The organism is Providencia sp. PROV267, assembly GCF_028477825.1.
Lineage (GTDB): Bacteria > Pseudomonadota > Gammaproteobacteria > Enterobacterales > Enterobacteriaceae > Providencia > Providencia stuartii.
The window spans coordinates 311,266-337,624 of record NZ_JAMPLX010000005.1; the positions used below are offsets into that span (position 1 = coordinate 311,266).

Sequence of the window (26,359 nt, forward strand, 5' to 3'; positions counted from 1 at the left end):
TGTGTATTTGCCTTTTATTAAATGTGGCCGTTTAGGCGGTCACCGAACTCAATAATAAAACGACTCATTGCCTGTTTCCAGTTTTGAATTGGCATACTCCATTTTTTAGAGGCCGATTCAATCGCTAAATAAATCACTTTCTGTGCAGAGTCTTGGTTTCCAGTCATTTGCTAATGCACTCATTTATCTACGCCTGTTGGCCATGTAACTAGGCAATTGTCACATGTTTCTTTTATTGCTTTTAGCGGGATTGTAACTTTTCCCCAAACCTCTCGTGGCCTGACCGCTTGGGTAAATCGGATATTTTCTGGCTTAACCCCTTGGCGGATCAACGAGTCTGCTGCTGATGCCTCAGCACAAACACCAACAGTATTTTTACAAAATGTTGTATATTCACCTATTTTAACACCAAGTTGTTTCTCAACATAAATTACAGTGTTCTTGCCCAGCATTTCAGCTGAAATTTTACCATCGCTGTCTCAAAAACAGGGAAGACTTCTTCATTTGGTTTGGGCGCCCTTTCGGTTTATTTTTACTTCCTATCTACCGTATTCTTTATATGATCAGCCATTGATATCAAGCTGTCAGAGCCCTCATGTAAAAATGTCCCATTTAGGATCATGTGAACCGCATGAAATTTGAATTCAGGAAAATAAACCTGTTTTCATGTTTTAACGTTTAGCCCATACACCCCGTGCTGTTGATAATTTTCAATCTATCACCAAGTCGTATCATGATTACGTTTAAATCTTTTATCGAGTATTTTAACCCCTCTCACCATTTAGGTAGGCCTGAATAATTTCAAGTTTAAACTCTAGAGTATGTTTTAACATAGAAAAGCACCCTTCAAATTAGACTAAAGGCGTCTCACTTTTGGGGTGCAGTTCAATATTGAGGGATTAGTTTATCAGTAAATCTACTCTTCCATTACACTACTTATTTGTGCGCTCCATCGCGTCAGTTTCAACCTCTTTTTTCCATTCCTCTGATATTGGTGCAGCATTTTTCTTTGACTCAACGGCATTATTAATCGCTTTATATGCTTTGTCGTAACCAGTTTTATCTTGCACATATCCAGTTGCTTTAGAGCGACTAATACCAATACTATCGGCAGCAGTGATCGCATCAATATTGGCGCCAAGGAAGATAAAGTCCCATTTATCCTCCATTTCTGCCGATTTGATCATAGATTTAATTTTCGATTGACTATATTTGTGGCTACTATTTTCTTCACCATCAGTAATGATAACGAATAAAACGTTATTATTTTTTGTTATCTTCCGGTTTTCTTGCATTTTGCTAATGGTGTCACCAACCGCATCTAATAGTGCAGTATTACTGCCAACCTGATAATCTTCTAAAGTTAAATTTGGTACTTTATCGATAGGCTCTCTATTGTGTAAGAGGGTTGTTTTATCATTGAACAGCACTGTCGTAATAAAGACCTCCCCTTTTTTATTACGATTTTCTGTTAACACACGATTAAAGCCGCCAATCGTATCAGATTCAAAACCTGACATTGAACCACTTTTATCCAGTATAAATACAAGGTCTAAGACTTCAGGCTGTGTTTTTTCTACAACGATCGATTTGCCGTTTGCTATTGAAGAAAACATCAAAAAGATAGAAGCAAACGTAATACCAAGAAATGGCTTTAATATTGCCTTCATATTATTATTCCTATGCAGATGATCTTATTTGATGATAGCTATCATCCGTTTATCACAATCATTTCACATAAGAATTCTCTGGTTAGTTTGCAGGCAGATTCTTAAAAAGAAAAGGAGACAAAATCCCCCAATAATTGATTACCCAACGATTGGGGGGATTTTATAAATACAATCTTTTTTTGATTATTTAAAATTTATTATTATTTCTCCCAAATACCATAACCTCTCAATTCACCAACCTGATGAACAAAATTATTGTATTGCTCGTTATCTGAAACTGAATTAGATGCCGAGTTATTAGCATGAGCTTTCACTAATTCGATACTGAGCTGGTGAAATTGTTGATTTAATTTTTCATGGATAGCAGTATCATTGGTTTCTTTCAGTTGTTTTAGTAAATTCACCAATTCTTCGGCTATTGACTGAACCGATTGATCCGTAAAGTCTGCTGTTGGTAGCTCATAACTAAAGGCCATATTGATGGAGTCATGCAGTGCATCTTCCGGCATATTAGGCTGTAAATCTTCACCATATTCATTGGCAATATATTCAATTAATTCAGCCTTATCAAAACACTTTGACTTAATATTTCCGTCTAATTTTTGATCATGTGTCGTGATTGATTCAGGGAAAGGCTCTCCCAATAAATAGCTACACTTAAATAAATTAGCATCAATGACAAACGCATTTGCGCTTCTTACTGCCATATTGACATCATGGCCGTTGATAGTTACGTTATAAGTGGTCGGTTTGAAACGATCAGCTTTACCTTCAACAACATAAGCCTCTGAAAGGGTATAATAAACAAGGTTATTTGGGTTAATAATCCCCCCGTTATTGTTGTCAAAAACCATAAACGAAAATAATTCACCTTGGCTGTTTTCTAACGTATGTTTACCCGATGCAAGTTGAATAATGCCTCTTTGCCCTGGTAGCACATTATAATCGTTATTATCGACCTTAAATGAAATATTATCGTTTGTTGGATTACTATAATAAAACTCACCTTTATGGCTCATTGGATCAAAATCATCACAAGCAGATACAGCAAACATCGCAATAGCTAGCAATCCACTTTTACATATTGTTTTCATTATCTATTTTTCTCACTATTGGTGTGTGTATTATCATTTTCTAATAGAAAAATATTAGCATATTAAAAATAGAAACATATTTTAAACTAAGCTAAACCGCCTACCTTCTTCATAATATTTATAGCACTTATATTCAATATTTATCTTATTTAGAATAAGTCGCCAATATGATGAATATTGTCTGATATTTACTATGGTTAATAGCGGCAATTTGTCAATGATGCTATCTTGTCGAATTATCAACGGATGAAACGATGAAAAATAACTTAAGGGAAACAAATGATAATTCGTTTATCAAAATCACTCTGTGTTTGTGCTATAGCCTTATTCATTTCATTTACTGCCTTTAATAATTTAACCGATTACAACACAAATTTTTTATTTGTACAGCATGTCCTAACAATGGATGCAATATTCCCTAATGCAAATGTGAAGTATCGGGCTATCAATTCACCTCCCTTTCACCATCTTGTCTATATCACTATTATTAGTATTGAAATTATTGCGGCTCTCATTTGTTGGTGGGGAGCTTTCATCTTATTTAAAAATATCAACAAAAATGCTGTGGCTTTTAATCAAAGCAAAAAATGGGCAATTATCGGATTAACACTGGCATTCTTATTATGGCAAGTCGCATTTATGTCTATTGGGGGTGAATGGTTTGCAATGTGGATGTCAAAACAATGGAACGGTATACCCAATGCATTCCGTTTCTTTATTACCATTTTGTTAGTACTCATGTATGTCACGGCTCGTGACAGCGATGATGAAAAACCGCATGAGTAATTAAAAAGCAGCTTATGCTTTCAGTGTCTTAAGCAGCACTGTAAATGCGGATTCTACCATTGGTGTTAAGATTTGGCTGGTTCGCATCAAAGACACCGTGCGAGTCAATGCCGGTTGCTATAACTGCAAAACCATTAAGTCAGGGTCGCGTAAATGTACGGTATAAAGGTGAGGAAGAATAGCAATCGCCAATTTAGAACGGACTAAGCCATATAGCGTTTCAATGTAATCAACTTGATAACGAATATTGGGCTTTAAGCGGTGGCTTTCCAATGTGGCTAACACTAAACGTTGGATGTTGCCTTTAGAAAACACCGCAATATCGCGATTATTAAGCATTTTCCAAGGCAAATGGAAGCCTCCCGCTAATACATCTTCTCGATGTACGACTGCGACAAAAGGGTCATCTTGTAACGTAAACAGTTGTAACTCTCTAGGAACTGAGCTGTCTAATACACCAACCCCAAAATCAATCTCATTATTCATTAATTGAGAAACTAATGAATCATTGGTTTTATCGTAAAACTCCACATTCAGCCGAGGAAAGTGCAAATTAAGTTGTGTCGGCACATCAGGAAAAAGTAGTGAACTCACGGAAGGCACCAAGCCAATACGCAACGTGCCGTCTCCGCCTTCGTCAATTATCTGTTGAATATCACTAAAAGCACGGTGTGAAACACTCAGTATACGTTCAGCATGCGGTAAAATAGCAGCACCAAGCTCTGTTAGCGTTACAGAGGAAGCGGTTCGATTAACTAGTTTTCCTCCAATCACACTTTCAATTTGACGTAATGCACTACTCAACGCAGGTTGACTAATGGCTAGTCGGCTCGCTGTATCAGTAAAATGCCTTAAATGTGCCAAAGTCACAAAATATTGTATCTGTTTTAACGTCAATGCAGGCAGGCGCTGCCATGGTTCACTCATGTTCTCTATTCACACTCTATTTTATGATAAGGCGTTGTTATAACCCTCTAATTAACCATACAAAGCCTAACCTAGCCTTAATGCTCTTATTCACCATTATAACCCTTTCTTATGATCTGATAAGTTTTATCATCTTGGCAAACGTTTGCGTAACTCATAAAGTAGCAGCAAAGGATCATTTATTGATGGTATTTTATGAGCGAAACCAACTACAGCAGACGCAGAGCAGTGCAAGCGGCAAAAGGTGAAATCCCTTTTGACCTGCTTCTCACACAAGCCAATATTGTCGACATGGTCACTGGCGAGATCCGTGCCGCCGATATTGGTATCGTCGATTCACTCATTGCGAGTGTCCACCCAACAGGAAGCCGAAGTGATGCCAAGGAAATCCATGACCTTAACGGGTATTTTATTTCACCAGGGCTGATTGACACACATGTTCACTTAGAAAGCTCCCATCTTCCTCCCGTACGTTACGCCGAAATAGTGCTAACACAAGGAACCACCGCGGTATTTTGGGATCCCCATGAATTGGCTAATGTATTAGGCTTGGAAGGTGTCCGTTATGCGATTGAAGCAAGCCGCAATTTACCGCTGCATGTCATGGTAGCTGCCCCCTCCTCTGTTCCCTCAACACCAGGCCTTGAAATGTCAGGAGCCGACTTTGCCGGAAAAGAAATGTCAACCATGTTAAGTTGGCCAGAGGTCCATGGTGTTGCAGAAGTGATGGATATGTTCGGCGTTCTTCATGGTAGTGAACGAATGGAGGAGATTTTAAACGCGGGGCTTACGTCGGGGAAACTCATTGAAGGCCATGCTAGAGGGTTAAAAGGAGCCGATTTACAAGCCTACCTCGCTGCTGGCGTGACATCTGATCATGAGCTTACCTCAGCAGAAGATGCTTTAGAGAAATTGCGAGCAGGTTTAACACTCGAAATTCGTGGCTCTCACCCTTATCTATTGCCAGACATCGTCGCTGAGTTGCAAAAGCTACCTCATCTCTCATCACAAATCACCGTATGCACCGATGATGTTCCACCTGATATTTTAATCGAAAAAGGGGGGATCATTGCCCTACTGAATCTATTAATTGAGCATGGTATGCAAGCGACAGATGTACTCCGTTTTGCAACCTTAAATGCAGCCATTCGCTTACAACGTCACGATCTGGGGTTAATTGCCGCAGGGCGTCGCGCTGATTTGGTGATCTTTGATTCACTCAAAAAATTACAAGCACACCGCGTGTATGTTGCAGGTCAGCAAATTTCCGAAGATGGAAAACTATTTAAATCACTAGCCACAGATCAAACCGTTTTACCACCTAGAGATACCATGTGTCTGTCACCTATCACAGCCGCTGATTGCACATTACAAATTGATAATATTATTAATGGCAGTGCTCGATTACGCCATATTCGAGGAGCTCGCTTCACACAATGGGGTGAAATTGATGTGCAAATTACCGATGGCAAAGTTCAAATACCGAATGGCTTTAGCTTGATCCGCGTACAACATCGCCATGGACGCCATGATGCCAAGCCACAAATTGCACTATTAGAAGGCTGGGGTGAATTACGCGGTGCTATCGCAACCAGCTACTCACATGATTCTCACAATTTAGTTGTACTGGGTCGTGATGCAGAAGATATGGCACACGCGGCTAATTTGCTTATCGAAAGTGGCGGTGGTATGGCTTTAGTTCAAAACGGTAAAGTCCTCGCTCACGTTGCGATGCCAATTGCTGGCATGCTATCCGATCTGCCTGCAAAACAGCTTGCCGAACAGTTTCGTCAATTACGAGAGCTTAGCAGTGAAATAGCCGATTGGGAGCCGCCTTATCGTGTTTTTAAAGCTATTGAAGGCACCTGTCTTGCCTGTAATGCAGGCCCTCATTTGACTGACCTAGGGTTGACTGACGGTACAACGCGACAAATTGTTGATCCCGTGATTCAAACCAGTAAACACTCGCACAATCACAATAATTAATAATAATGATAGGAGAGCCAATTTATGGCTGACAATATGATTAATGCGCCAACATCAGGGAGTTGGCTAGAAAAACGTTTTGCATTGCGCGCTCGAGGGAGCACCGTCAGAACAGAGTTCTTAGCAGGGGTAACAGGTTTTCTTGCTGCCGCTTATTTGTTAGTTGTGATCCCCGGGCTGCTCGCCGCTGGAGGAATGGATAAAGGTGCCGCAACAACAGGCACGATCATTGTTTTTGTACTGGCGAGTCTGCTAATGGCTTTCTATGCCAACCTTCCTTTCGTCGTTGGACCAGGCATTGGCGGCTCTGTACTGGTAGGTATCACACTTGCAGGTAGCGAAGGGATTAACTGGCAAATTGGTTTGGGCATAGCTTGTTGGTCAGGCATTTTATTCTTCCTGCTCACTAAATTTGGTTTACGCGAAGTTGTCACTCGCTCGGTTCCTCAATCGATCAAACTTGGGCTAACCGCCTCTATCGGTTTATTTGTTGCCGTTCTCGGTTTTCGAAATGCAGGTTTAGTACTTGCTAACCCTAAAACCAACGCCTTGATGTTAGGTGATTTTTTATCACCGGGGGCATTAGTGGCTTTGGCTGGTTTCTTTGTCGCCATCGCCTTGCAAGCACGACGTATACCCGGAGCTATTTTATGGGCAATTTTATTTGCCACCGTTATAGGTATTCCTTTTGGGGTCACAAAATTACCCGATAGCTTTATTGGTATTCCTCATTCAGTAGGCCCTGTATTCGGAGAGGTTGACTTAATTGGCGCCTTAAACATCGCCTTCTTACCCTTTTTATTTGTATTTTTTGCCGCTGAATTTTTCTCGACGATGGGCACGACACTGGCTGTCGGTGGTGAAGCGGGGTTACTTGATAAAGAAGGCAATATGCCGAACATTAACCGCCCATTTATCGTTGACTCAATTGCAGCCGCACTCGGCCCATGGGTAGGCATTCCTGCGGCAACTGCTTTAATTGAGTCTTCAGCGGCTGCGGAAGCCGGCGGTAAAACGGGACTTACGGCTCTTGCAGCGGCCTTTATGTTCCTATTAATGCTACTGTTTACACCAATTGCTTTAATGATCCCAGCGCAAGCCACCGCGCCTGCATTAATTTTGATTGGACTAAATATGTTCAGTGGACTACGTAAAGTTGACCTTGCAAACTTTACGGATGGTTTACCTGTTTTAATGATGGTGATGATCACATTGATCGCCAATAGTTTCGGTACGGGTATTGCAGGTGGCCTACTGTTCTATATTCTGATTAAAGCTGTTGCAGGGAAATGGAGAGAGATCCCTATCAGCTTATGGGTATTAGCTGTACCACTCGTCTACTATTTTTCTACGCTGGTCAAACACTGATCATATAAGCACCCAACAACTGTTGGGTGCTTTCCCATTAATCAACCTTAATTGAAAAGCAATTACAGCCACAGTGAAAACGCACAATTTGAGGTTGTTTAGGCTGTTTACCTTGACGCTTACTGATTGAATTTTCAATTTCAACCGCACGCTTAATTTCATTGATTTCGAGCCGTGACAGACGCTTATTATTCCCTGTTGCACTTCGAATACGTTCATTCCCTAATTTTTCACCGGACATTGCAATTTCCTTTTCTCAACTCGCATTGATCGCACTCTATTAGCACCACCAATAAAACCTGTAAGTTATTTTGTCTCACTGACGACCATTTGTGAAGGGGCGCCAATCGGTACATAGTCATCAACAAACACCAATTCCCCTGTATTCGGTTCAACCTTAAAACGGGTAATATTGTCACTACGTTGGTTCATAACATATAAATATTGACCGTCTGGAGACAATGTTAATGTTCTTGGGTAATCCCCTCGTGTCCATGTTTGTGATACTTTGCTGAGTGAACCCTCTTCATTAATACTAAAATGTGCAACACTATTGTGTAAACGATTTCCAACATAGAGATGTTTACCATCTTGGCTCTCTACAATACCCGAAATAAAATTTGTGCCTTTATAATTTTCAGGTAACGTCGAAACTGTCGCCTTCTCTTTTAAAGTACCTTTTTGTTTATCAAATTGATATTCAGTTAATGTTGATGCTTCTTCATTAACCAACCAAACTCTGTCTCCTAATTTAGAAAAAACAAAATGGCGAGGGCCAGCACCTTTTGATGATGCCATAATGTATGGGGGATCATTTGCAATTAATTTTCCATTCTTTCCATCAAAGCGATATTGATAGATGCGGTCAAGACCGAGATCTGTGGTAAACACATATTCCCCTGAAGGGTCGGTTGCTATCATGTGAGCATGAGGCCCGTTATGATCACTGATTGCAAAGCTCCCCTCAACTGCCGCTTCAGGATAGGCGGCTCCAGCAGGACCATCATGTTGAATAACTTCACTTGCAGGTAATAGACCGCCATCATCTCGAATAGGAAGCACCGACACAGCACCACTATGGTAATTCGCAACCAATAAGTAGCGCCCATCTGGGGTTATCGATAAATAAACAGGGCCATCCCCTCCAGATGAAACATTATTTATCGCCTGTAACTCCCCATTATCCTTAACCTGCCATGCATGAACCGTTCCCTTTTCTGTTTCACTCCCTGCATACAGCACTTTACCATTTTTTGATAAAACCAATTGTGCAGCATTTGTAAGTGGAGCGGCTAAAACTTTACGGCTTAATTGCCCCGTTTGATTATCGATATCAAAACGATATATTCCTTCACCATTAGGGCTATAAGTTCCAACCCACGCAAATTGAGGAGCGGCAACCAAAGAAGTACTCGCAAACACAAATGACGCCGCCCAGATAGATAACTTATTTGCCATGATAAATTTTCCTAGTTAAATAACAATACACGCTCATATCTTGGTATATGACCGAATATGAGTATTAAACTTAACCACTACATTGGTAGAATAGAAAAATCATCTATGACTGTGCAGCCACATTATTTCCATTTTCTCGTGGAAATAATCTACTAACTAGCGTTATCCATTTCCACTTAGCTGGTGTTACACATTAACAACTGGCTTTGTTGATAAAATTGAATTTTAAAATCAATCTGGATAGGTAATTTAACTTTAGTATGTATTTTTATTTTTGAGATAAGCGTCGCGCTATTGAACAAAAATCATCATTATTTAATCATCAATAACAGTCTGTATTTCACCTAGATTTTATTGAATTGGCGAAAACCGATAATTAATATTATCGGTTAATCTCATTTAATTAAGCACTGCATGGGCTTCAATTTCAATCAGCCACTCTGGCAATGATAACCCCGTAACGATCACCCAAGATGATGCTGGTGGCGCCGAGGTAAACTTTTCTTTTAGTGCCTGAGATATCGCATTTTGCTCTTCATCACTATCACAACCTTGCTTAATATAAATCCGCAGCATAACAACATCATTCAGCGTTCCGTGGGCTTCTTTAAGGACATACTCGATATTTTTAATTGCTTGAATGGTTTGCTCATAAATACCACCAGCCACGGTTTGTTGATTCGCATCAACACCAACTTGCCCAGAGAGAAAAAGCTGCCGAGTACCTGTAGTTTCAATAGCTTGACTAAATCCATACTGCAATGAATTAAAAACAGATGAAGGATTAATTGATTTTTTTGACATATTATCTCATTTTAAAATAATCGTATTTTGAATAAAATACCTTTTCATATTTAAACAAAGCTTGAACAAACTAGTTTTCAGTGTTAGTAAATTGGCACAAAATATTCTATTTCAATTTCTTTTATTGGTAATTCTACATTTTCTTTATTATTAATATATTTTTCAATATCCACCCCTTCACGACGAAGTAACCCTAGAGAAGGCAAAGAATAAAGATAAAGATTTAAGCTAAAATCACGGTATTCAGCCAAAGAGCCTTTAAATGAAAACTTTGCGTACTTTCCACTAGGTAAATAAATTTCTTTAAACTGGTTGTGATCAACAATTGGATCTATTGCTTTTAAGCCAATCTGGTATTTCACTTGCACCATGTGTGATCTTTTCTCTGTTTTCTGATAATTGATCAACACATAGCATTCTTTTATTTTTAAATTTGTCGCCTTAAAAAAATCATCCCAAAAACTTCCCCTAATATTTTCATGCAATAATCCAACCTCATCTAATGAAGATAGATACTGATACTCTTTAATATGCAAAGTATACTGTTCACACTCAACAATTTGAGGAATTGCTAAATAATCAATATCGAAATTGATAGGTGGCTGCATTGCCTCCAATTCCCATAATTTATTACGCCGATAATAACTTGGTGTAACCTTAAAAATGTACTTAAATCGGCGTGTAAAAGATTGTTGAGAATCAAATTGATATTTTAATGCAATCTCAAGGATAGTTTTTTTCGTCAGCCTCAACTCAACAGCCGCTTTCGTCAAACGACGAGCACGAATATAGCTAGCCAGTGTGACCCCTGTTACTTTTTTGAACAGCCGCTGAAAATACCACTTGGTATAACCCGCTTTATTCGCCACATCATCAAGCAGTAAAGACTGATCTAAATTATGTTCAATCCATAATAGAACATCTTTGATAACCGTTGTATGAAACTGCTTATCATCATATCTTAATTGGATGTTATTAGCTTTATTTTGATAGCGAGAATGCTGTTCAATATACATAAAATAACCTAAATGTTCTTAAGATTGTCACGACAACATCATCATGATACCATAAACATACTGACGGTATGTTATTTTAGATCTATCATGGAAAATAAAAATCATCAACAAGAAAATTTTAAGAGTACCTATCAATCACTGGTTAACTCAGCACGAATATTGTTTGTTGAAAAAGGCTATCAAGCTGTTTCAATAGATGAGATCTCGGGAAAAGCGTTGGTGACCAAAGGTGCCTTTTATCATCACTTTAAAAATAAAAAACAATTACTCAGCGCCTGTTATAAGCAGCAATTAATTATGATTGATGCCTACATCACAACAAAAACTGATTTAACAAATGGTTGGTCTGCCTTAGAAAGTATATTTGAACATTATCTTGATTATATTATTGATAATAATAAAAACCTTATCCCTATCCAAGAAGTGATGCCTATCATTGGTTGGAATGAACTTGAAAAAATTAGCCTTGAATACATTACTGGTAAGGTAAACGCCATTGTCAGCAAATTGATCCAAGAGAACCAACTTAAAGCTTATGATGATGATGTGCTTAAAAACTTACTCAATGGCTGGTTTATGCATATCGCAATACATGCGAAAAACCTAAAAGAGCTTGCCGATAAAAAAGGCCAATTTATTGCTATTTACCGCGGCTTTTTATTGAGCTTGAAAGATAAATAAAATAGATAGGTTTTATTTGAAGCTAAATCTTCTTTATCGTAAAAAATGCCCTCTTGGGTTATCAAGAGGGTCATTATATTTCGCGGAATAACATCATTTGGTGACGAAATAACTAAGCACTTGTCTCCTGTTTACTCCCCTGAGCTTGAGGGGTTAACATGAAGGTCATCGATAGCAGGATAATAATACAGTAAAACGCTAAACCAATAATCCAAATCCAGCCATCCCAAATTGGTAGTGAATGATTATAAATAACAGCAAACAGTAATGGGCCAATAACACCGGTTGCATTGGTAAGGCTCACCAATAATCCCTGTAAAGCACCTTGCTGATGACTCTTTGTTTGGATAGACATCACTCCCTGTAATGCAGGTAAAGCGATCCCACCACCAGCCAATAAAATTAAAACAGGGAAAACTAACCAACCTTCAGATATAAACGCTAAAAAGGCAAATGCACTACTATCTGCAATAAATCCGAGCAGTACTGCCGTTTTTTCGCCCCATTTAGTGGCTATTCTTCCTGCCACAAAGGCTTGAAATACTGAGTGTAAAAGACCAAGACCCGCTAATGAAAAGCCAACCATCATGCTATTCCATCCAAAACGATTTTCGGTAAATAGCACCCACACCGTTGCGGGAATTTGGCCTATCAATTGCGCTGAAAAATAAATAATCAACAAAATGGGCATCGTTTTAAATAAAGTGATGTATACCGAATTCGATTGCGTCTCAACCCCTACTTCGGTATCTGCATTATCACGCGTATTTTTGGTTTCACGGAACCAAAACATAACCACAAGGAAAGTGACAATATTTAGCAACGCAGCGATAAAAAAGGGACTATGCGGTGAAATCTCTCCTGCAAAACCACCAATAATAGGCCCCGCTATTAAACCAAGCCCAAAACTTGCCCCTAACCAACCGAACCACTTCACGCGTTGAGAAGCTGAGGTGGTATCGGCAATGACCGATGCCGCGACAGCCCCAGTAGCTCCTGTGATCCCTGAAAGCAAACGGCCTAAATACAGCATCCAAAGCGCACTTGAAAAAGCCAGCAATAAGTAATCCAGCGATGCGCCTATTAATGACAACAACAGCACTGGGCGCCGACCAAATCGGTCAGACATTTTTCCAAGCCAAGGAGCAAAGATAACCTGCATTAACGCATAAAGTGCAAGCAATACGCCAAAGTGGTTAGCGATATCTTCCGAAGCAATAAATTCACGTAATAACGTTGGCAAGACTGGCATGATAAGGCCAATCCCCATGGCATCGAGTAACGTAATTACCAATGCGATCTTTGTCGAACTATTCATTTCACTTTTCTCTATCACTGATAGGGAGTGGTAAAATAACTCTATCAATGATAGAGTGTCAACAAAAATTAGGAATTAATGATGTCTAGATTAGATAAAAGTAAAGTGATTAACAGCGCATTAGAGCTGCTTAATGAGGTCGGAATCGAAGGTTTAACAACCCGTAAACTCGCCCAGAAGCTAGGTGTAGAGCAGCCTACATTGTATTGGCATGTAAAAAATAAGCGGGCTTTGCTCGATGCCTTAGCCATTGAGATGTTAGATAGGCACCATACTCACTTTTGCCCTTTAGAAGGGGAAAGCTGGCAAGATTTTTTACGTAATAACGCTAAAAGTTTTAGATGTGCTTTACTAAGTCATCGCGATGGAGCAAAAGTACATTTAGGTACACGGCCTACAGAAAAACAGTATGAAACTCTCGAAAGTCAATTAGCCTTTTTATGCCAACAAGGTTTTTCACTAGAGAATGCATTATATGCACTCAGCGCTGTGGGGCATTTTACTTTAGGTTGCGTATTGGAAGATCAAGAGCATCAAGTCGCTAAAGAAGAAAGGGAAACACCTACTACTGATAGTATGCCGCCATTATTACGACAAGCTATCGAATTATTTGATCACCAAGGTGCAGAGCCAGCCTTCTTATTCGGCCTTGAATTGATCATATGCGGATTAGAAAAACAACTTAAATGTGAAAGTGGGTCTTAAAAGCAGCATAACCTTTTTCCGTGATGGTAACTTCACGGTAACCAAGATGTCGAGTTAACCACCCTTTAGATTCATAAAGCGAAAATAATGCGGCTCCAACGTACCCACCTAAATGGAAACGGCGTTCACTCCAATCTAAACACGCACAACAGATTTTACGTGAATGTTTGGAAGGAACGTCAATTCCCATTTCATGAAAATATTGAATACCACTTAATGTGATCATTGAACCATTTTCAGTGATCCATTGCTGTTGACAAAGGGAATCATAGATCTTAACGGCAACTTCACCAGCTAAATGATCATAGCAAGTACGTGCTTTTCGTAAATGCACTGGCGTGGAAACTTTGGCATGTACGCCATGGTTTAAGGAGATCCCCATCATACTTTCCATCAATTCAGCAATATCTTTTCCTGCTAGCCGAAAATAACGATGCTTGCCTTGAGCTATTACTGTGATTAGCTGGCAATCTAATAATTTAGATAAATGACTGCTCGCCGTTGAAGCTGATATATTCGCCACAGAACTTAGCTCAGTGGCCGTCCAAGCTCGCCCATCCATCAAAGCACTGAGTATTTTAACTCGTGAAATGTCAGACATAGCCGCCCCTATCGCGGCTATTGAGGACTCAAAGGTAACCTCTTTTCGTATTAAATTAGCCATCGCAAGTTCACTTTATTGCCCAAGGGAGCGTAACAGATGCAGCCATACTATCATTGTCCGTTATTAATATCAGTTGGTTAGCATGGTCACTGTATTGCACTAAAATATTAATGTTATTCTCCGCCAATACTCGTGCTATTTCGCCAAGTTCCCCCGGTTTTTCCTGTTTTAACTTACGAATTAATGGTGTCCGGATCGCAAGTACTAACAGTCCAGCTTGCTCTAGCGCTATTTTAGCTTCCTTTCCTTGTTCAACAAGAAAATGAGCATGGCATTCATCACCAACCGTAAATATCCCTCCCCCTTCCAATCCAATACCTTTATTACCTAATGTTTTTCCTAGTAATGCTAATTGTCCTATTTGATTGTCTAAAACAACGTGAACATCAAACATTATCCTTGTCCTTTTTAAATGAATATTCGCGAGTAATATGAGCAATACTAATTTTGTAAAAATCAAATATTGACTCTCGCCCTTCTTGTTGAGCTTTCGCATGTAAAACATGATTTTTCCATTGCAGAACTGCGTATTCGTTTTCCCACCAAGATAGCGATAATATTTTTCCTTCTGTAGCTAAACTTTGAAAACGTTCAATTGAAATAAAACCAGCTACATGACTTAATAGTGGTCTTAACTCCTCAGCTAAAGTCAAATAGCGAGTTTGTTGGTCGGGTTGTATTTGCACCTCAAATATTACAGCAATCATATTTTTCTCCGTTATTAATCAATAAACAGAGTAATCCACCCGAAAATTAACACTTCGATAAGCAACGAAATATAGAAAGGTCATGCTGCTGTTTTATGTTGTATATCACACTTCTTTAAATTGCTCGGCCTGCGCTTATCATGTTCTCCTTCTCTTATAATTTTGTTTATTATTTATACTTTTTTATTTTTTGCTATCACCGAAAATAGTGCGGATCCCGCATGGTATTTAGGTTTACCCATCATTAAATACCATTGTTGTTATTTTAATCTTTTTAATATTTCATGATTAAGATCACACTAAAATTATGACCCTATTAACTAAAAGTTATGGATACCCTAATAAAACTCATTGTTAAAGATTAGTTAACCAAAGTAACTTCATTTTTCACTATTGTTAAATTGTTATAGTGAAAATTCTGGTAAACTAATAGAGGTAAAAAAATGATCCTAGATGCCAGTTATACATTATTAGTCGCATGTATCGCGCTACTCATAGGAATGTTTGTCGTAAAATTTACCCCGTTCCTACAAAAAAACCACATACCAGAAGCCGTCGTTGGTGGCTTTATTGTTGCAATTGTTCTGTTAATTATTGATAAAACATCAGGTTATTCGTTTACTTTTGATGCTTCATTGCAAAGTTTATTAATGCTCACATTCTTTTCCTCTATCGGGCTAAGTTCTGACTTTTCTCGACTGATTAAAGGAGGAAAGCCGTTAGTTCTATTAACTATTGCAGTAACGATCCTAATCGCCATTCAAAATACTGTCGGCATGAGTATGGCTGTCATGATGAATGAAAGTCCATTTATTGGCTTAATTGCAGGTTCAATTACTCTAACAGGTGGTCATGGTAATGCCGGAGCATGGGGCCCTATTCTCGCTGATAAATATGGTGTAACAGGCGCCGTTGAATTAGCGATGGCTTGTGCAACACTTGGATTAGTGTTGGGTGGTTTAGTTGGCGGCCCTGTTGCCCGTCATCTTTTGAAAAAGGTCTCTATTCCTAAAACAACCGAGCAAGAGCGCGACACTATCGTTGAAGCTTTTGAGCAACCAAGCGTCAAAAGAAAAATCAATGCAAATAACGTTATTGAAACCATTTCAATGCTGATTATCTGTATTGTTGTTGGTGGCTATATCAGTGCATTGTTTAAAGATACTTTTCTGCAACTGCCTACTTTTGTCTGGTGTTTATTTGTCGGTATTATTATCCGTAATACACTGACTCATGTATTTAAACACGAAGTGTTTGAGCCGACCGTCGATGTATTAGGTAGCGTTGCTTTATCGCTTTTCTTGGCAATGGCGTTAATGTCATTAAAATTTGGTCAATTAGCAAGCATGGCAGGGCCAGTATTAATTATCATTGCTGTACAAACTGTTGTCATGGTGCTATTTGCCTGCTTTGTCACCTTCAAAATGATGGGCAAAGATTATGATGCTGTCGTGATCAGCGCGGGTCACTGTGGCTTTGGTATGGGAGCAACACCAACAGCAATTGCGAATATGCAAACAGTCACAAAAGCATTTGGACCATCACATAAAGCTTTCCTTGTCGTTCCTATGGTCGGTGCCTTTATTGTTGATATTTCAAACAGTATCTTAATTAAAATATTTATTGAAATTGGTACATACTTTACCTAATAGCTACACACTACTCGGCGTACTTCTCCTAACAATTTATTATAGGGCAGTATGCCGAGCCGCTTTCTTACCCCGTATATTCCCCTAGTCAATCTATTTAGCTTGCACGTTTACGAATTAATTCTCGTGACAACTAAACCAAAACTTGAATTATGACGAGTATATCTGATTATTTATACTTTATTCGTTAGAATAGTCCGTAGAAATAAATAATCAGTAGGCTACATGGAATGAAATTAAGACATCTCGATATCTTTTATGCTGTAATGACTTGTGGTTCCTTAACGCGTGCGGCTGAAGTTTTACATATTTCTCAACCCGCGGCGAGTAAAGCACTCAAACATGCTGAGCAACAATTAGGGTTAGTATTATTCCAACGAATTAGAGGGAAATTATTACCAACCGATGAGGCTTTACTGCTTTTTGATGAAGCAAAAGAAGTTTATCGAAATTTAGACCGCTTAAGAATATTAGCGCAAAATTTATCCAAAAACCCTCAGGGAAAATTAGCGATTGGCTGTTTACCAAGCCTAGGTTTAAACTTAGTACCTGAAGTCACCGCTCTGTTTATTAAAAAACACCCCAATATAAAATTAACGATTGGCACCCATCATACCGTCGATATCATGCAATTATTAACCCAACAAGACCTTGATATTGGTATTGGTTTCAATTTGGCTATTGAAGGCGGAATTACGGTATTACCCATCGCTGAAATCCCCCTTGTTTATGTTGATACGCAAAAACATGAAGGTCCTGTTTCATTAGCTGATATTGACCAAGATCGTTGGATACATCCAGGTTCAGACTCATTAGCGCAATTATTACAGCAATACCATGAGTTCTCGGTTTCAAATATTAGTGTGCATACCTACCACATGGCGGCTGAATTTGTTCGAGCAGGATTAGGTTGCAGTATTACTGATATTTTCTCTGCTGAGCACACATTACCAAAATCGATGATCTATCCACTCAAAGAGGATCTGCATTTAGCTGTTTCAGTTTTCCATCGTGCGGATAGACCATTGACTAAAGCGGCTCAAAACTATGTAAATACTTTGTCACTAACCCTCGAAAAAAGAAATAAAGTAGTTAACCAAAAGTTATACTCTGGCAATGAAAACTCAATTGTTTAGTTAACTTATTCGCCGTTAAATAATAACTCCTCAGTTATTATTGGTTGCGGATAATTATGAAAAAACATGTGGTGGTTATTGGTGCAGGTGTCATTGGCCTTAGTACTGCATATGCTTTAATCAAAGCGGGTCATGCCGTCACTTTATTAGAATCAGAATCTGATGTCGGCATGCAAACAAGTTTCGCCAATGGCGGACAACTTAGCTATCGCTATGTTTCGCCGTTAGCAGATGCAGGAGTACCATTACAAGGTTTAAGTTGGATGGGGAAAGATGATTCACCATTGAATTTAAAAATACAATTCTCCCTGCAACAATGGGCTTGGTTAACTCAATTCACCTTAGCTTGTAATCGCAAAACAAATAAAATTAATGGTGCTCACCAACTACGCCTCTCTTTACTCAGCCAAGAGATCATGAATATCTGGCGTAATAATGGTGATATCGGTGACTTTGCTTGGGAAAAATCGGGTAAACTAATTATTCACCGTGACCAAAAAAGCTTTAATAAAGCTTGCGAAACCATCGACAGTCAATTTCAAAAGGTTTTAAATCCGACTGAAATTACCGCCTTAGAGCCATCATTAAAGAATATTCAATCACAGTTAGTGGGCGCAATTTATGCTCCTGATGATGAAAGTGCGGACTGTTATTTATTCTGTAAAAACTTACTCCAATATTTATCAACTCAAGCAGATTTTACACTATGCTTACAACATTCTGTTGTTTCATTTATTAAAGATGATAAGCGAATTACAGGTGTTATTACTCCACAAGGAACAATTTCTGCCGATGATGTCATTGTATGTGCCGGAAATGGAAGCAGGAAACTGCTAAAAACATTAGGTATTCATGTACCAATGCTTGGCTTAAAAGGCTATAGCCTTTCTATTCCTTATCCAGAAAAAGAACATGTGGTGCCTAAAATCAATGTAACTGATTATGGAAATAAAATTGTTTATGCAAAACTTAATCAGCAACTTCGCATCGCCGCAATGGTGGATATCGGTTATGACAAATCAGGCTTGCGTGATAACCGAATTTCTGCCTTAAAAAATATTATTAAAAACACATTCCCTGATGTAACAAATATTGAAGATGCCGAAACATGGTGTGGATTACGTCCATCAACACCAAAAGGGCCACCAATATTAGGCAAAACTGGATATAACAATCTTTGGTTAAATATTGGTCATGGTAGCTTAGGGTTTACCTTAGCCGCTGGCAGCGCTCAAATTCTCAGCCAATTAGTTTCAGGGGAAACATCTCCCATCTCTTTAACTGGATTAACGAGGTAATACCACAATATGATCAAACGTAATAATCCAAAGCCACGTTTAGCTGATAGCGTTGAATATGCAGGTTTAGTTTATTTATCAGGACAAGTTCCTAATGATTTAAATGGTGATATCACAGCTCAGACACAAGATGTACTTGCAAAAATAGATACTCTATTAGCTGCAAGTAACAGTGACAAAACACGTATTCTTTCAGCCCAAGTTTGGATCAAAAATATGGAACGTGATTTTGCTGCTTTTAATGCTGTTTGGGAATCATGGATGCCAACAGAGAATAGCCCTGCACGTGCTGCCGTTGAAGCAAATATGGCTAGAGAGCAAGTGCTTGTGGAAATCATGGTAACCGCTGCGCAACGTTAGTGCCGATTTCAATAACGATACTTTGGCCTAAAAAAGCGCTTTATATTCCATGGGCGTTTGACCTTTGCATATCACTCTCAACAGGTTAATCCCTACCTAAAAAACAACTAAGTTGCATCGTTCCCTTTAATAAAGGGTGAATGATACAACTTAGTTTAATGATTATTTTTTATATAAGCTGGCCGTTACCGAAACATCGTTTCCACTTCCTTCAGACTCAACCGAAGTAATAACAAAATATTCAGCACCTTTCTCATCCGCTTTTTGAGAGATTGCCTTTACATAATCAGCAGATACACCATCATTCATAACAACATTGACCGTGCCTGCAAATTTCAAATACAGAGATTTTGTATAATTAATTTCTGTCGCCCCAAACGCTAATGGACTTAATAATGCAAAAGATAATACAAGTATTTTTAGTTTTTTCATAATAAAGCCACCTTAACAATAATTTTTTGTTTATAAACAATAAAAAACGTTAATGACTTATATTTGTTCTGTCAATGACTACACTATCTAATTCGTTTATTCCTTTCTAGATTGAAAATATTGTTAGCTCTTAATAAACAAAAGATTACCCTACATTCTCATTTTTAAGCTTTATTATATTATTTTATTTATATAACAGCGATCACATAGAGCAGTTCCATTTAAACTCATCTACAAATGATATTTCATTATTCATTACCGACTGTCTTAAAAGCATAATGGAGAAAATGATGAAAAAAACAGTGGTACAATATTTATTAACTCGATTATACGATATAGGTGTTAGCGATATTTTTGGTGTTGCTGGGGATTATTCATTTCCAATTAATGATGCCATTTGTGAAAATAATAAAATGCGTTGGGTTGGCTGCTGTAATGAATTAAATGCAGCATATGCTGCAGATGGGTATGCGCGAATAAAAGGTATAGCTGCATTATCAACAACATTCGGTGTTGGTGAACTCAGTGCTATCAATGCTATTGCGGGATCTTACGCTGAATATTTACCTATTTTTCATTTGGTAGGTATGCCATCTAGCGGTGCACAGGAAAGTAAAAAAATTCTTCATCACTCTTTAGGAGATGGGGATTTCACTCTGTTCTATAAAATGTTTCAACCTATTAGTTGTGCGCAAGCAATTCTTACCCCTGAAAATTGTATTGAAGAAGTAGAACGGCTGATCACATACGCTTTATTTAAGCGCCAACCTGTCTATATCGGTATTCCATCCGATTATGCTGAAATGCCTATTCATACAAATAAACGGTATTCAGTATGCACTGATATTCCCCAAAGTAATAATCAAAACCTAACCAAAGTTATTAATGTAATTTTAAATAAACTATTAACTAGCCAAAAAATTAGCCTACTTCCAGGAATTTTAGCTTCTCGTTTAGGATTAACCGATGAGCTTCAAACCCTAATAAATAAATCAAACTTACCTTATGCTACCATGATTATGGATAAAGGGGTACTCAATGAAACAGCATCTAATTATATGGGCATCTATTATGGACATTTAATAAATACCCCTGTTAGTGAATATATAGAAAGCAGCGATTGTATTATTAGCATCGGTGCAATGATGACGGATATGAATACGGGCTGTTTTACTGCCGCTATCCCTTCAGAATATCATATCAATATCATGCCTGATTATGTCAAAATTGGTTCTACAGTATACTCTCAGGTGTATATGAAGGATGTACTCGCTAAATTGAAAGAGCGAATTCCCTCATTTCATCAAAACCACCCTAAAGTTCAATGCTTAGATGAATCATTGTTCACCGGCTATCAATCAATATCGGCTGAATATCTATATTCTCGATTCGAAAAGATGTTTAAAGAAAATGATATTATTTTTACTGACACAGGAACCCCATTAATGGGTTTAGTCTTTGCACAACTTCCTAAAGGGGTTCAATTCTGTAACCAAACCTTGTGGGGGTCTATTGGATGGTCTACTGCCGCCGCTTTCGGAGCGGCTTTGGCAGCACCTAAGCGTAGAGTGATCTTAATTACAGGGGAAGGGGCTCATCAGTTAACAGCACAAGAAATTTGCCAGTTTGCACGTTTTCAATTAAAACCGATTATTTTCATTATCAATAATGATGGGTATCTATTTGAGCGCTTAATATGCAAAGATCCGGAAGCTTATTACAATGATATCGCTAAATGGGATTATGAAAAATTACCCGCTGCATTAGGTTGTCATGATTGGAATTGCCAAAAGGTAACACGTTGTAATGAACTTGATATCGCCATCAATCATGCAGAGTCATCCCCTTTTGCATCCTACATTGAAGTGGTCACTGATAAATACGTTGCACCTGAGCTTGCACATAAATTACGGGGAGCATTAGATTCGTTATACTCTTCTTAATATGAAATAACTATTATGATAAGAACTGGCAGTTGGTTATTAAACAATCAAAACCTTGCCAGTTTTTGCATTAGTCATTTTCTTTTTGCCTTATTTTTGTGCAATGTTCTCCTCTTAAAAAACGCCAAGCTATAAGCATGATAAAAAGCATTAATTATCAATTAGTTATTTCATTTAATTGTTATTTCAAATCGAAATTTAAAAAATTATGATTAACATTTATCTTGGAATAACTCAAATTTTCATTTAGGTATGTAGGCTTAATATGGTATAACCGATTATTAAGAGAAATTTAATGGTTATATAATTTAAAAAAGAATAATATTCATACTTAAGCGAGATACGAATGATTACTGAGTCACGTTGTGTTTTTTCTGAAGGCAGTGTTACCCTCCCCGATGGATATAAAGAACAAACCGTCAATATCCTGATTTCCCCCACAGGGAATGCGGTTAACATTTCTCGGGATGACAAACCCGCTGATGAAACCTTTGATGACTATGTCGCTCGTCAAAAGCAGCTGTTACAACGCTCCCTGAAAGATTGGCAACTCCTTGAAGAAAAGCCCTCTGTACTGGGACTCGACGGCATTCACGGCTATCTCATCAGCTCACGCTATCGTCCCAACAAGAAACAGCAAGTGTATCAAATTCAAGCCGTTTACCCTTTCAGTGATACCCAAACCCTGATTTTCACAATGTCATCCCCCAACGCCTTTAACGATGAGCAATGGGCGTGGATGAACACTCTCCTGCTTAGCTTTCAACCAAGAGGGTAACCACCATGCCAGAAGCCGCCAGAGTCGGTGATATCATCGGTCATTCAAAATCGATGTGGGGAATGCTCATCGGTACGGTATTAGGGGCGGCTATTGCCATAGGAGGCGCAGTCATCTCTGGTGCCTTGATGGGGATTGGCATTGGAACAAGTTGTGTTGGTATCGGTTTTTTTGCTATTGGAGCTTCAGTAGCAATTGGGTATGGCACAGCTAAGCTAGCGGAATGGGCACGGGATAAATGTGTTGAAACGGGATCTAAATCCTTAAGCCCCTGCGGGGAAATCAAAACCGGCTCTCACAATGTACGAATTAACGGTAAGGCCGCCGCCATTTCCACTCGCAGTGACGTCAAGTGCGATAAGGAAAATAGTCTGCGTCAAATGGCACAAGGCTCTGACTCGGTGTATATCAATGGATTCCCTGCTTCTCGGGTCGGTGATAAAACCACCTGTGATGCCACGGTGATGGAAGGCTCCCCCAATGTCCGGATTGGTGGGGGGACACAAGCCACTGAAGATATAGAGCCTGAAATTCCGTCTTGGGTCACTACGGCCTCTGATTTAACCATGTTATTTGCGGGATTTTTAAGCTTTGGTGGAGGAGTGGCGAAAGGCCCCAGCGCGGTGGCAAAGCTGTGGAGCAAATTACCAGGCAGCGCCAAAATTAGCCGTTTCTTCTGTCGTTATGGAACGGTACTTACAGCGATGAGCATGGCAATCCCCGCAATCGGCATACTCACTCGCCCTGTGGAGGTGATTGGTGGGCAGAAAGTATTAAACGGCGAGGATGAGCTGGATTTTATCTATGAGTCTGAATTACCGCTTCACTGGCAACGCAACTATTTAAGCAGTTATTGTTATGAGGGTGTATTGGGTCGAGGCTGGAGTTTCTTTTGGGAAACCCAATTGATTAAAACCGAAGACGGCTTTGTTTGGCAAAACCTGTCGGGTGACATCCTTCCGTTTCCAGACATCCCACTAGGGTATCGTAGCTTTTGTGAGGCTGCCCAAGGCTGGATGATCCACAATGACGATGACAGTTGGACGTTTCAGGATGCAGGTGAACTGCGTTATCATTATCCCCCTTTTGATACCGAAGGTCGCAGCCGCTTAAGCCACGTCATAGATAATGTCGGTAATGAGCAACGTTTCCACTACAACGAACAGCATCAACTCATTCACATTACCGGTTGCGGTGACCTGAATATCGTTTGTGAATACCAATCCTTTCCGTTTGAAGAAAAAACAGTATCACGTCTCACAGCCGTGTATCAGGTAAACGCCAATCAAGCTCGTCGCCGTCAATGTGCTTATTTTTATAACGAACACGCCCAACTGGTACGTGTCGAACAGCACACAGACCACCCTTACCGCCAATTTGGTTGGACAGATGCTGGCATCATGGCGTGGCATACGGATAAATATGGTTTACGCAGCGAGTACCGTTGGGAACTCTCCGACGATAACCTGTGGCGTGTGATTGAAAACACAACCAGCGAAGGGGAAAGCTACCGACTGGAATACGATGATATCCATCTCACACGCACCGCTTATTGGCATGATGGCTCTACCTCATTTTGGCAACTCAATGATAACTATCAAATCATTCAGTACACTGACCGAACAAGCATCAAAACCGAACTCTTGTGGGATGAGTTTGGGCTACCTTGCGGTTGTCGCAACGCCGAAGGACATACGCAAACCAGTGAATGGGATGAGTTAGGACGATTACTCAGTTTAACCGATGGTAATGGCAACCAAACCCGCTGGCAATACCAAAATGAACGTGACCGCCTTATTGCTGTCTTTTGGCCTGATGGCTCTGAATCACGTTTAGAGTATGACCGTTTTGGACGGTTAATCAAAGAAATCTCTCCACTGGAGCAAACGACCGAATACCGCTATGACTTTAAAACTACACTGCGCCCCACCGTCCGCATCGATGCCAAACAAGGACGCAGCGAGTTTCTTTGGACAAAGCGGGGGCTAATATTGCGTCACCGCGACTGCTCGGGTAAACAACATATTTGGCGTTATGATAATGAGGGTCGTGTTGTTTCTCAAACCAATGCCTTGCAGGAAGCCACTGAGTACCAGTACGATGAGGCGGGGCGAGTCACTCGCATCGTGTTGCCCGATGAATCCACCGTGCAACTGGCTTGGAATGCCGCAGGGCTCCTGACCCATCACCAACGCAATGACAATACCCCGCGTCAGTGGCAATACAACGCCTTCGGTCGCGTCACAACGGAAATCGATAAACTCGCTCGGCATATCCATTACCATTACAATGCTGAGGGGGCATTAATTTCAATTGAAAACGCCAATGGCGGACGCTACCTACTTAACCGTGATGCCGAAGGCCGGCTCGTCGAGGAAATCCGACCGGATGATACGCTGCTGCAATATCGCTATAACAGTTTCGGACGTTTAGCCGAGGAAACTCGTTTAGGCGACCGTGTGTTCCCTTCCCCCGCTCGCACGGTGTTGTTACAGTATGACCCCGCCGGTAACCTTGCTAAACGGGAAACATTAACTGATAGCTATCAGTACCAGTGGGATAGCCTAAACCGCTTATTGGTGGCGTCGAGGCAACCGAATCAACTCGGCCTTGAAATGGGCTTGCAGGCTAACCAAGTTCACTTTACCTATGATGCCCTTGGGCGTATTACCCGTGAGCAAACGGGCGATGATATCGTCGAATTTGCTTACGATGAACTCAATAATCTGAGCTGTCTGACGTTACCTCAAGGTGACAGCCTAAACTGGCTCTATTACGGTTCAGGGCATGCCACTGCCATCAATCACCTTGTCGACGGCACCCCGCACTTAATCACCGAATTTGAACGCGATGACCTGCACCGTGAAATCAGCCGTACCCAAGGTGCTCTAACCCAATATCGACAGTACGATAAGCTGGGACGGACGATAAGTACCTTCAGCTCACGCAATAAACCGCATCCACTCAACGGCATTGCCTCATCACGAAAATGGTTCTATGACGAACAAGATAACCTTGGCGCGATGGAAGACCATTATCGGGGTTGGGTGGAATACCTGTATGACTCTGAGCAGCGACTGAAAAAAGTCTCCAGTGGCGAAAACATGGATGCCATGCTGTTCTATGACCGTGCGGATAATCTGTTAGAGCGTCCTCAATCAGAAATCGAGGCGCAAACGCCATCAATGCCTGCCCTAAGCCCACAAGGGGATAGGCTACTTCAATTTCAAGGCTGGCAATATCGCCATGATGCCTATGGTAACGTGATTTCACGCGGGCACCCTAACCAAGCCAAACAAACTTATCAGTATGATGGGGATAACCGTTTAGTTATCGCCCAAACCAGCGACATGAAAGCCCAATATCACTACGATGCACTGGGTCGTCGCATTCATAAAGTGGTTGAGTCACGGGCGCATGGCAAGCCAATGCGACAGGAAACCCATTTTGTGTGGCAAGGGTTACGGTTGCTGCAAGAGCAGGATATCAATACAGGTAAACACCAAACCTATTGCTACGAAGAACACGGCAGCTATACCCCCCTCGCCGTTATCGTGAAGCAACCCGCCGGCTACCGTT

The 26,359-nt window shown here is 40.0% G+C and carries 24 protein-coding genes and 2 pseudogenes; 12 read left to right on the forward strand and 14 right to left on the reverse strand.

The features are described 5' to 3' along the window. Positions 1 to 17: 17 nt before the first annotated feature. The 4 genes and pseudogenes from PR709_RS04575 to PR709_RS04590 all read right to left on the reverse strand — a co-directional run. Positions 18 to 152: pseudogene (locus PR709_RS04575) on the reverse strand (IS256 family transposase); the annotation flags it as partial. A 27-nt stretch (positions 153 to 179) separates the two neighbouring features. Next, positions 180 to 452 carry a hypothetical protein gene (locus tag PR709_RS04580; RefSeq protein WP_040132369.1) on the reverse strand — a complete coding sequence of 91 codons (273 nt, stop codon included), beginning with the start codon at positions 450 to 452 and terminating at the stop codon, positions 180 to 182. A 480-nt stretch (positions 453 to 932) separates the two neighbouring features. Beyond that, entirely contained in the window at positions 933 to 1,670 is a 738-nt protein-coding gene (locus PR709_RS04585) for a vWA domain-containing protein (protein WP_072502478.1), read from the reverse strand. Between the two features lie 200 nt (positions 1,671 to 1,870). After that, positions 1,871 to 2,764, reverse strand: coding sequence for a hypothetical protein (locus PR709_RS04590; RefSeq protein ID WP_040132371.1), 894 nt, complete (start codon positions 2,762 to 2,764; stop codon positions 1,871 to 1,873). 279 nt (positions 2,765 to 3,043) lie between these two features. Here PR709_RS04590 and PR709_RS04595 point away from each other — a divergent pair, with 279 nt between their 5' ends. Then, positions 3,044 to 3,550 (forward strand): DUF2165 family protein, encoded by a 507-nt coding sequence (locus PR709_RS04595; RefSeq protein WP_040132372.1) that lies wholly within the window; start codon positions 3,044 to 3,046, stop codon positions 3,548 to 3,550. Positions 3,551 to 3,562: 12 nt separating this feature from the next. Here PR709_RS04595 and PR709_RS04600 read toward each other — a convergent pair. Then, positions 3,563 to 4,477 (reverse strand): annotated as a pseudogene (locus tag PR709_RS04600) (LysR family transcriptional regulator). 195 nt (positions 4,478 to 4,672) lie between these two features. On the opposite strand from PR709_RS04600, the gene PR709_RS04605 reads away from it, so the two are divergent. Both PR709_RS04605 and PR709_RS04610 read left to right on the forward strand, forming a co-directional pair. Next, positions 4,673 to 6,463 carry an adenine deaminase gene (locus tag PR709_RS04605; protein ID WP_272570760.1) on the forward strand — a complete coding sequence of 597 codons (1,791 nt, stop codon included), beginning with the start codon at positions 4,673 to 4,675 and terminating at the stop codon, positions 6,461 to 6,463. Between the two features lie 24 nt (positions 6,464 to 6,487). After that, entirely contained in the window at positions 6,488 to 7,831 is a 1,344-nt protein-coding gene (locus PR709_RS04610; protein ID WP_036941381.1) for an NCS2 family permease, read from the forward strand. A gap of 37 nt (positions 7,832 to 7,868) precedes the next feature. Here the strand turns inward: PR709_RS04610 and PR709_RS04615 are convergent, their stop codons facing one another. From PR709_RS04615 to PR709_RS04630, 4 genes are all read right to left on the reverse strand, one after another. Next, positions 7,869 to 8,072 carry a hypothetical protein gene (locus PR709_RS04615; protein ID WP_014656609.1) on the reverse strand — a complete coding sequence of 68 codons (204 nt, stop codon included), beginning with the start codon at positions 8,070 to 8,072 and terminating at the stop codon, positions 7,869 to 7,871. Between the two features lie 65 nt (positions 8,073 to 8,137). Further along, a complete protein-coding gene (locus PR709_RS04620) occupies positions 8,138 to 9,289 on the reverse strand; it encodes a lactonase family protein (RefSeq protein WP_040132378.1) in 1,152 nt (383 codons plus the stop codon). A 399-nt stretch (positions 9,290 to 9,688) separates the two neighbouring features. After that, positions 9,689 to 10,093, reverse strand: a complete 405-nt coding sequence (locus PR709_RS04625) for a RidA family protein (protein ID WP_004922750.1) — start codon at positions 10,091 to 10,093, stop codon at positions 9,689 to 9,691. Between the two features lie 83 nt (positions 10,094 to 10,176). Beyond that, the gene (locus PR709_RS04630; protein WP_004922753.1) at positions 10,177 to 11,109 is read right to left on the reverse strand and encodes a helix-turn-helix domain-containing protein; all 933 of its coding nucleotides are present in this window, start codon (positions 11,107 to 11,109) and stop codon (positions 10,177 to 10,179) included. An 87-nt stretch (positions 11,110 to 11,196) separates the two neighbouring features. On the opposite strand from PR709_RS04630, the gene tetC reads away from it, so the two are divergent. Then, positions 11,197 to 11,790 (forward strand): tetracyline resistance-associated transcriptional repressor TetC, encoded by a 594-nt coding sequence (tetC, locus tag PR709_RS04635; protein WP_000428546.1) that lies wholly within the window; start codon positions 11,197 to 11,199, stop codon positions 11,788 to 11,790. A 112-nt stretch (positions 11,791 to 11,902) separates the two neighbouring features. On the opposite strand, the gene tet(B) is transcribed toward tetC, so the two are convergent. Further along, entirely contained in the window at positions 11,903 to 13,108 is a 1,206-nt protein-coding gene (gene tet(B) / locus PR709_RS04640) for a tetracycline efflux MFS transporter Tet(B) (RefSeq protein WP_053110393.1), read from the reverse strand. 81 nt (positions 13,109 to 13,189) lie between these two features. Between tet(B) and tetR(B) the strand changes: the two genes are divergently transcribed. Further along, the gene (gene tetR(B) / locus PR709_RS04645) at positions 13,190 to 13,813 is read left to right on the forward strand and encodes a tetracycline resistance transcriptional repressor TetR(B) (RefSeq protein ID WP_195848467.1); all 624 of its coding nucleotides are present in this window, start codon (positions 13,190 to 13,192) and stop codon (positions 13,811 to 13,813) included. Here the strand turns inward: tetR(B) and PR709_RS04650 are convergent. The 3 genes from PR709_RS04650 to PR709_RS04660 are packed head-to-tail and all read right to left on the reverse strand — an operon-like array spanning position 13,791 to position 15,184. Next, positions 13,791 to 14,477, reverse strand: coding sequence for an ArsR/SmtB family transcription factor (locus PR709_RS04650; protein ID WP_053110395.1), 687 nt, complete (start codon positions 14,475 to 14,477; stop codon positions 13,791 to 13,793). The genes tetR(B) and PR709_RS04650 overlap by 23 nt on opposite strands. A gap of 7 nt (positions 14,478 to 14,484) precedes the next feature. Beyond that, on the reverse strand, positions 14,485 to 14,871 hold the full coding sequence (locus PR709_RS04655; RefSeq protein WP_000460651.1) for a hypothetical protein: 387 nt from the start codon (positions 14,869 to 14,871) through the stop codon (positions 14,485 to 14,487). Continuing rightward, the gene (locus tag PR709_RS04660) at positions 14,864 to 15,184 is read right to left on the reverse strand and encodes an antibiotic biosynthesis monooxygenase family protein (protein ID WP_040132382.1); all 321 of its coding nucleotides are present in this window, start codon (positions 15,182 to 15,184) and stop codon (positions 14,864 to 14,866) included. Before PR709_RS04660 ends, PR709_RS04655 begins: the two co-directional genes overlap by 8 nt. Before the next feature lie 443 nt (positions 15,185 to 15,627). On the opposite strand from PR709_RS04660, the gene gltS reads away from it, so the two are divergent. The 4 genes from gltS (at position 15,628) to PR709_RS04680 (ending at position 19,627) form a co-directional block, all read left to right on the forward strand. Next, entirely contained in the window at positions 15,628 to 16,833 is a 1,206-nt protein-coding gene (gene gltS, locus PR709_RS04665; RefSeq protein ID WP_000599533.1) for a sodium/glutamate symporter, read from the forward strand. A gap of 230 nt (positions 16,834 to 17,063) precedes the next feature. Then, positions 17,064 to 17,969 carry a LysR family transcriptional regulator gene (locus PR709_RS04670; protein WP_004922785.1) on the forward strand — a complete coding sequence of 302 codons (906 nt, stop codon included), beginning with the start codon at positions 17,064 to 17,066 and terminating at the stop codon, positions 17,967 to 17,969. A gap of 56 nt (positions 17,970 to 18,025) precedes the next feature. Continuing rightward, complete coding sequence (locus tag PR709_RS04675; RefSeq protein WP_102780747.1) at positions 18,026 to 19,267, forward strand: D-amino acid dehydrogenase; 1,242 nt, start codon at positions 18,026 to 18,028, stop codon at positions 19,265 to 19,267. 9 nt (positions 19,268 to 19,276) lie between these two features. Beyond that, positions 19,277 to 19,627, forward strand: a complete 351-nt coding sequence (locus PR709_RS04680; RefSeq protein WP_004922788.1) for a RidA family protein — start codon at positions 19,277 to 19,279, stop codon at positions 19,625 to 19,627. A gap of 162 nt (positions 19,628 to 19,789) precedes the next feature. On the opposite strand, the gene PR709_RS04685 is transcribed toward PR709_RS04680, so the two are convergent. Next, complete coding sequence (locus tag PR709_RS04685; protein ID WP_004922790.1) at positions 19,790 to 20,059, reverse strand: DUF1471 domain-containing protein; 270 nt, start codon at positions 20,057 to 20,059, stop codon at positions 19,790 to 19,792. Positions 20,060 to 20,349: 290 nt separating this feature from the next. Here PR709_RS04685 and PR709_RS04690 point away from each other — a divergent pair, with 290 nt between their 5' ends. The 3 genes from PR709_RS04690 to PR709_RS04700 form a co-directional block, all read left to right on the forward strand. Further along, positions 20,350 to 22,002, forward strand: a complete 1,653-nt coding sequence (locus PR709_RS04690) for an alpha-keto acid decarboxylase family protein (protein WP_121875129.1) — start codon at positions 20,350 to 20,352, stop codon at positions 22,000 to 22,002. Positions 22,003 to 22,348: 346 nt separating this feature from the next. Beyond that, positions 22,349 to 22,780, forward strand: a complete 432-nt coding sequence (locus PR709_RS04695) for a DcrB-related protein (protein WP_060560807.1) — start codon at positions 22,349 to 22,351, stop codon at positions 22,778 to 22,780. Between the two features lie 5 nt (positions 22,781 to 22,785). Next, on the forward strand, positions 22,786 to 26,359 hold a 3,574-nt coding region (locus tag PR709_RS04700; protein ID WP_272570763.1), incomplete at its 3' end, for a PAAR domain-containing protein.

Coding starts and splice junctions, on each gene's coding strand:
- PR709_RS04680 (WP_004922788.1), top strand. CDS start 19,277: ATGATCAAACGTAATAATCCAAAGCCACGTTTAGCTGATAGCGTTGAA.
- PR709_RS04610 (WP_036941381.1), top strand. CDS start 6,488: ATGGCTGACAATATGATTAATGCGCCAACATCAGGGAGTTGGCTAGAA.
- PR709_RS04695 (WP_060560807.1), top strand. CDS start 22,349: ATGATTACTGAGTCACGTTGTGTTTTTTCTGAAGGCAGTGTTACCCTC.
- PR709_RS04585 (WP_072502478.1), bottom strand. CDS start 1,670: ATGAAGGCAATATTAAAGCCATTTCTTGGTATTACGTTTGCTTCTATC.
- PR709_RS04580 (WP_040132369.1), bottom strand. CDS start 452: ATGCTGGGCAAGAACACTGTAATTTATGTTGAGAAACAACTTGGTGTT.
- PR709_RS04650 (WP_053110395.1), bottom strand. CDS start 14,477: ATGGCTAATTTAATACGAAAAGAGGTTACCTTTGAGTCCTCAATAGCC.
- PR709_RS04615 (WP_014656609.1), bottom strand. CDS start 8,072: ATGTCCGGTGAAAAATTAGGGAATGAACGTATTCGAAGTGCAACAGGG.
- PR709_RS04670 (WP_004922785.1), top strand. CDS start 17,064: ATGAAATTAAGACATCTCGATATCTTTTATGCTGTAATGACTTGTGGT.
- PR709_RS04655 (WP_000460651.1), bottom strand. CDS start 14,871: ATGTTTGATGTTCACGTTGTTTTAGACAATCAAATAGGACAATTAGCA.
- PR709_RS04625 (WP_004922750.1), bottom strand. CDS start 10,093: ATGTCAAAAAAATCAATTAATCCTTCATCTGTTTTTAATTCATTGCAG.
- PR709_RS04675 (WP_102780747.1), top strand. CDS start 18,026: ATGAAAAAACATGTGGTGGTTATTGGTGCAGGTGTCATTGGCCTTAGT.
- PR709_RS04605 (WP_272570760.1), top strand. CDS start 4,673: ATGAGCGAAACCAACTACAGCAGACGCAGAGCAGTGCAAGCGGCAAAA.
- PR709_RS04630 (WP_004922753.1), bottom strand. CDS start 11,109: ATGTATATTGAACAGCATTCTCGCTATCAAAATAAAGCTAATAACATC.
- gltS (WP_000599533.1), top strand. CDS start 15,628: ATGATCCTAGATGCCAGTTATACATTATTAGTCGCATGTATCGCGCTA.
- tetC (WP_000428546.1), top strand. CDS start 11,197: ATGGAAAATAAAAATCATCAACAAGAAAATTTTAAGAGTACCTATCAA.
- PR709_RS04590 (WP_040132371.1), bottom strand. CDS start 2,764: ATGAAAACAATATGTAAAAGTGGATTGCTAGCTATTGCGATGTTTGCT.
- PR709_RS04660 (WP_040132382.1), bottom strand. CDS start 15,184: ATGATTGCTGTAATATTTGAGGTGCAAATACAACCCGACCAACAAACT.
- PR709_RS04685 (WP_004922790.1), bottom strand. CDS start 20,059: ATGAAAAAACTAAAAATACTTGTATTATCTTTTGCATTATTAAGTCCA.
- PR709_RS04690 (WP_121875129.1), top strand. CDS start 20,350: ATGAAAAAAACAGTGGTACAATATTTATTAACTCGATTATACGATATA.
- PR709_RS04620 (WP_040132378.1), bottom strand. CDS start 9,289: ATGGCAAATAAGTTATCTATCTGGGCGGCGTCATTTGTGTTTGCGAGT.
- PR709_RS04595 (WP_040132372.1), top strand. CDS start 3,044: ATGATAATTCGTTTATCAAAATCACTCTGTGTTTGTGCTATAGCCTTA.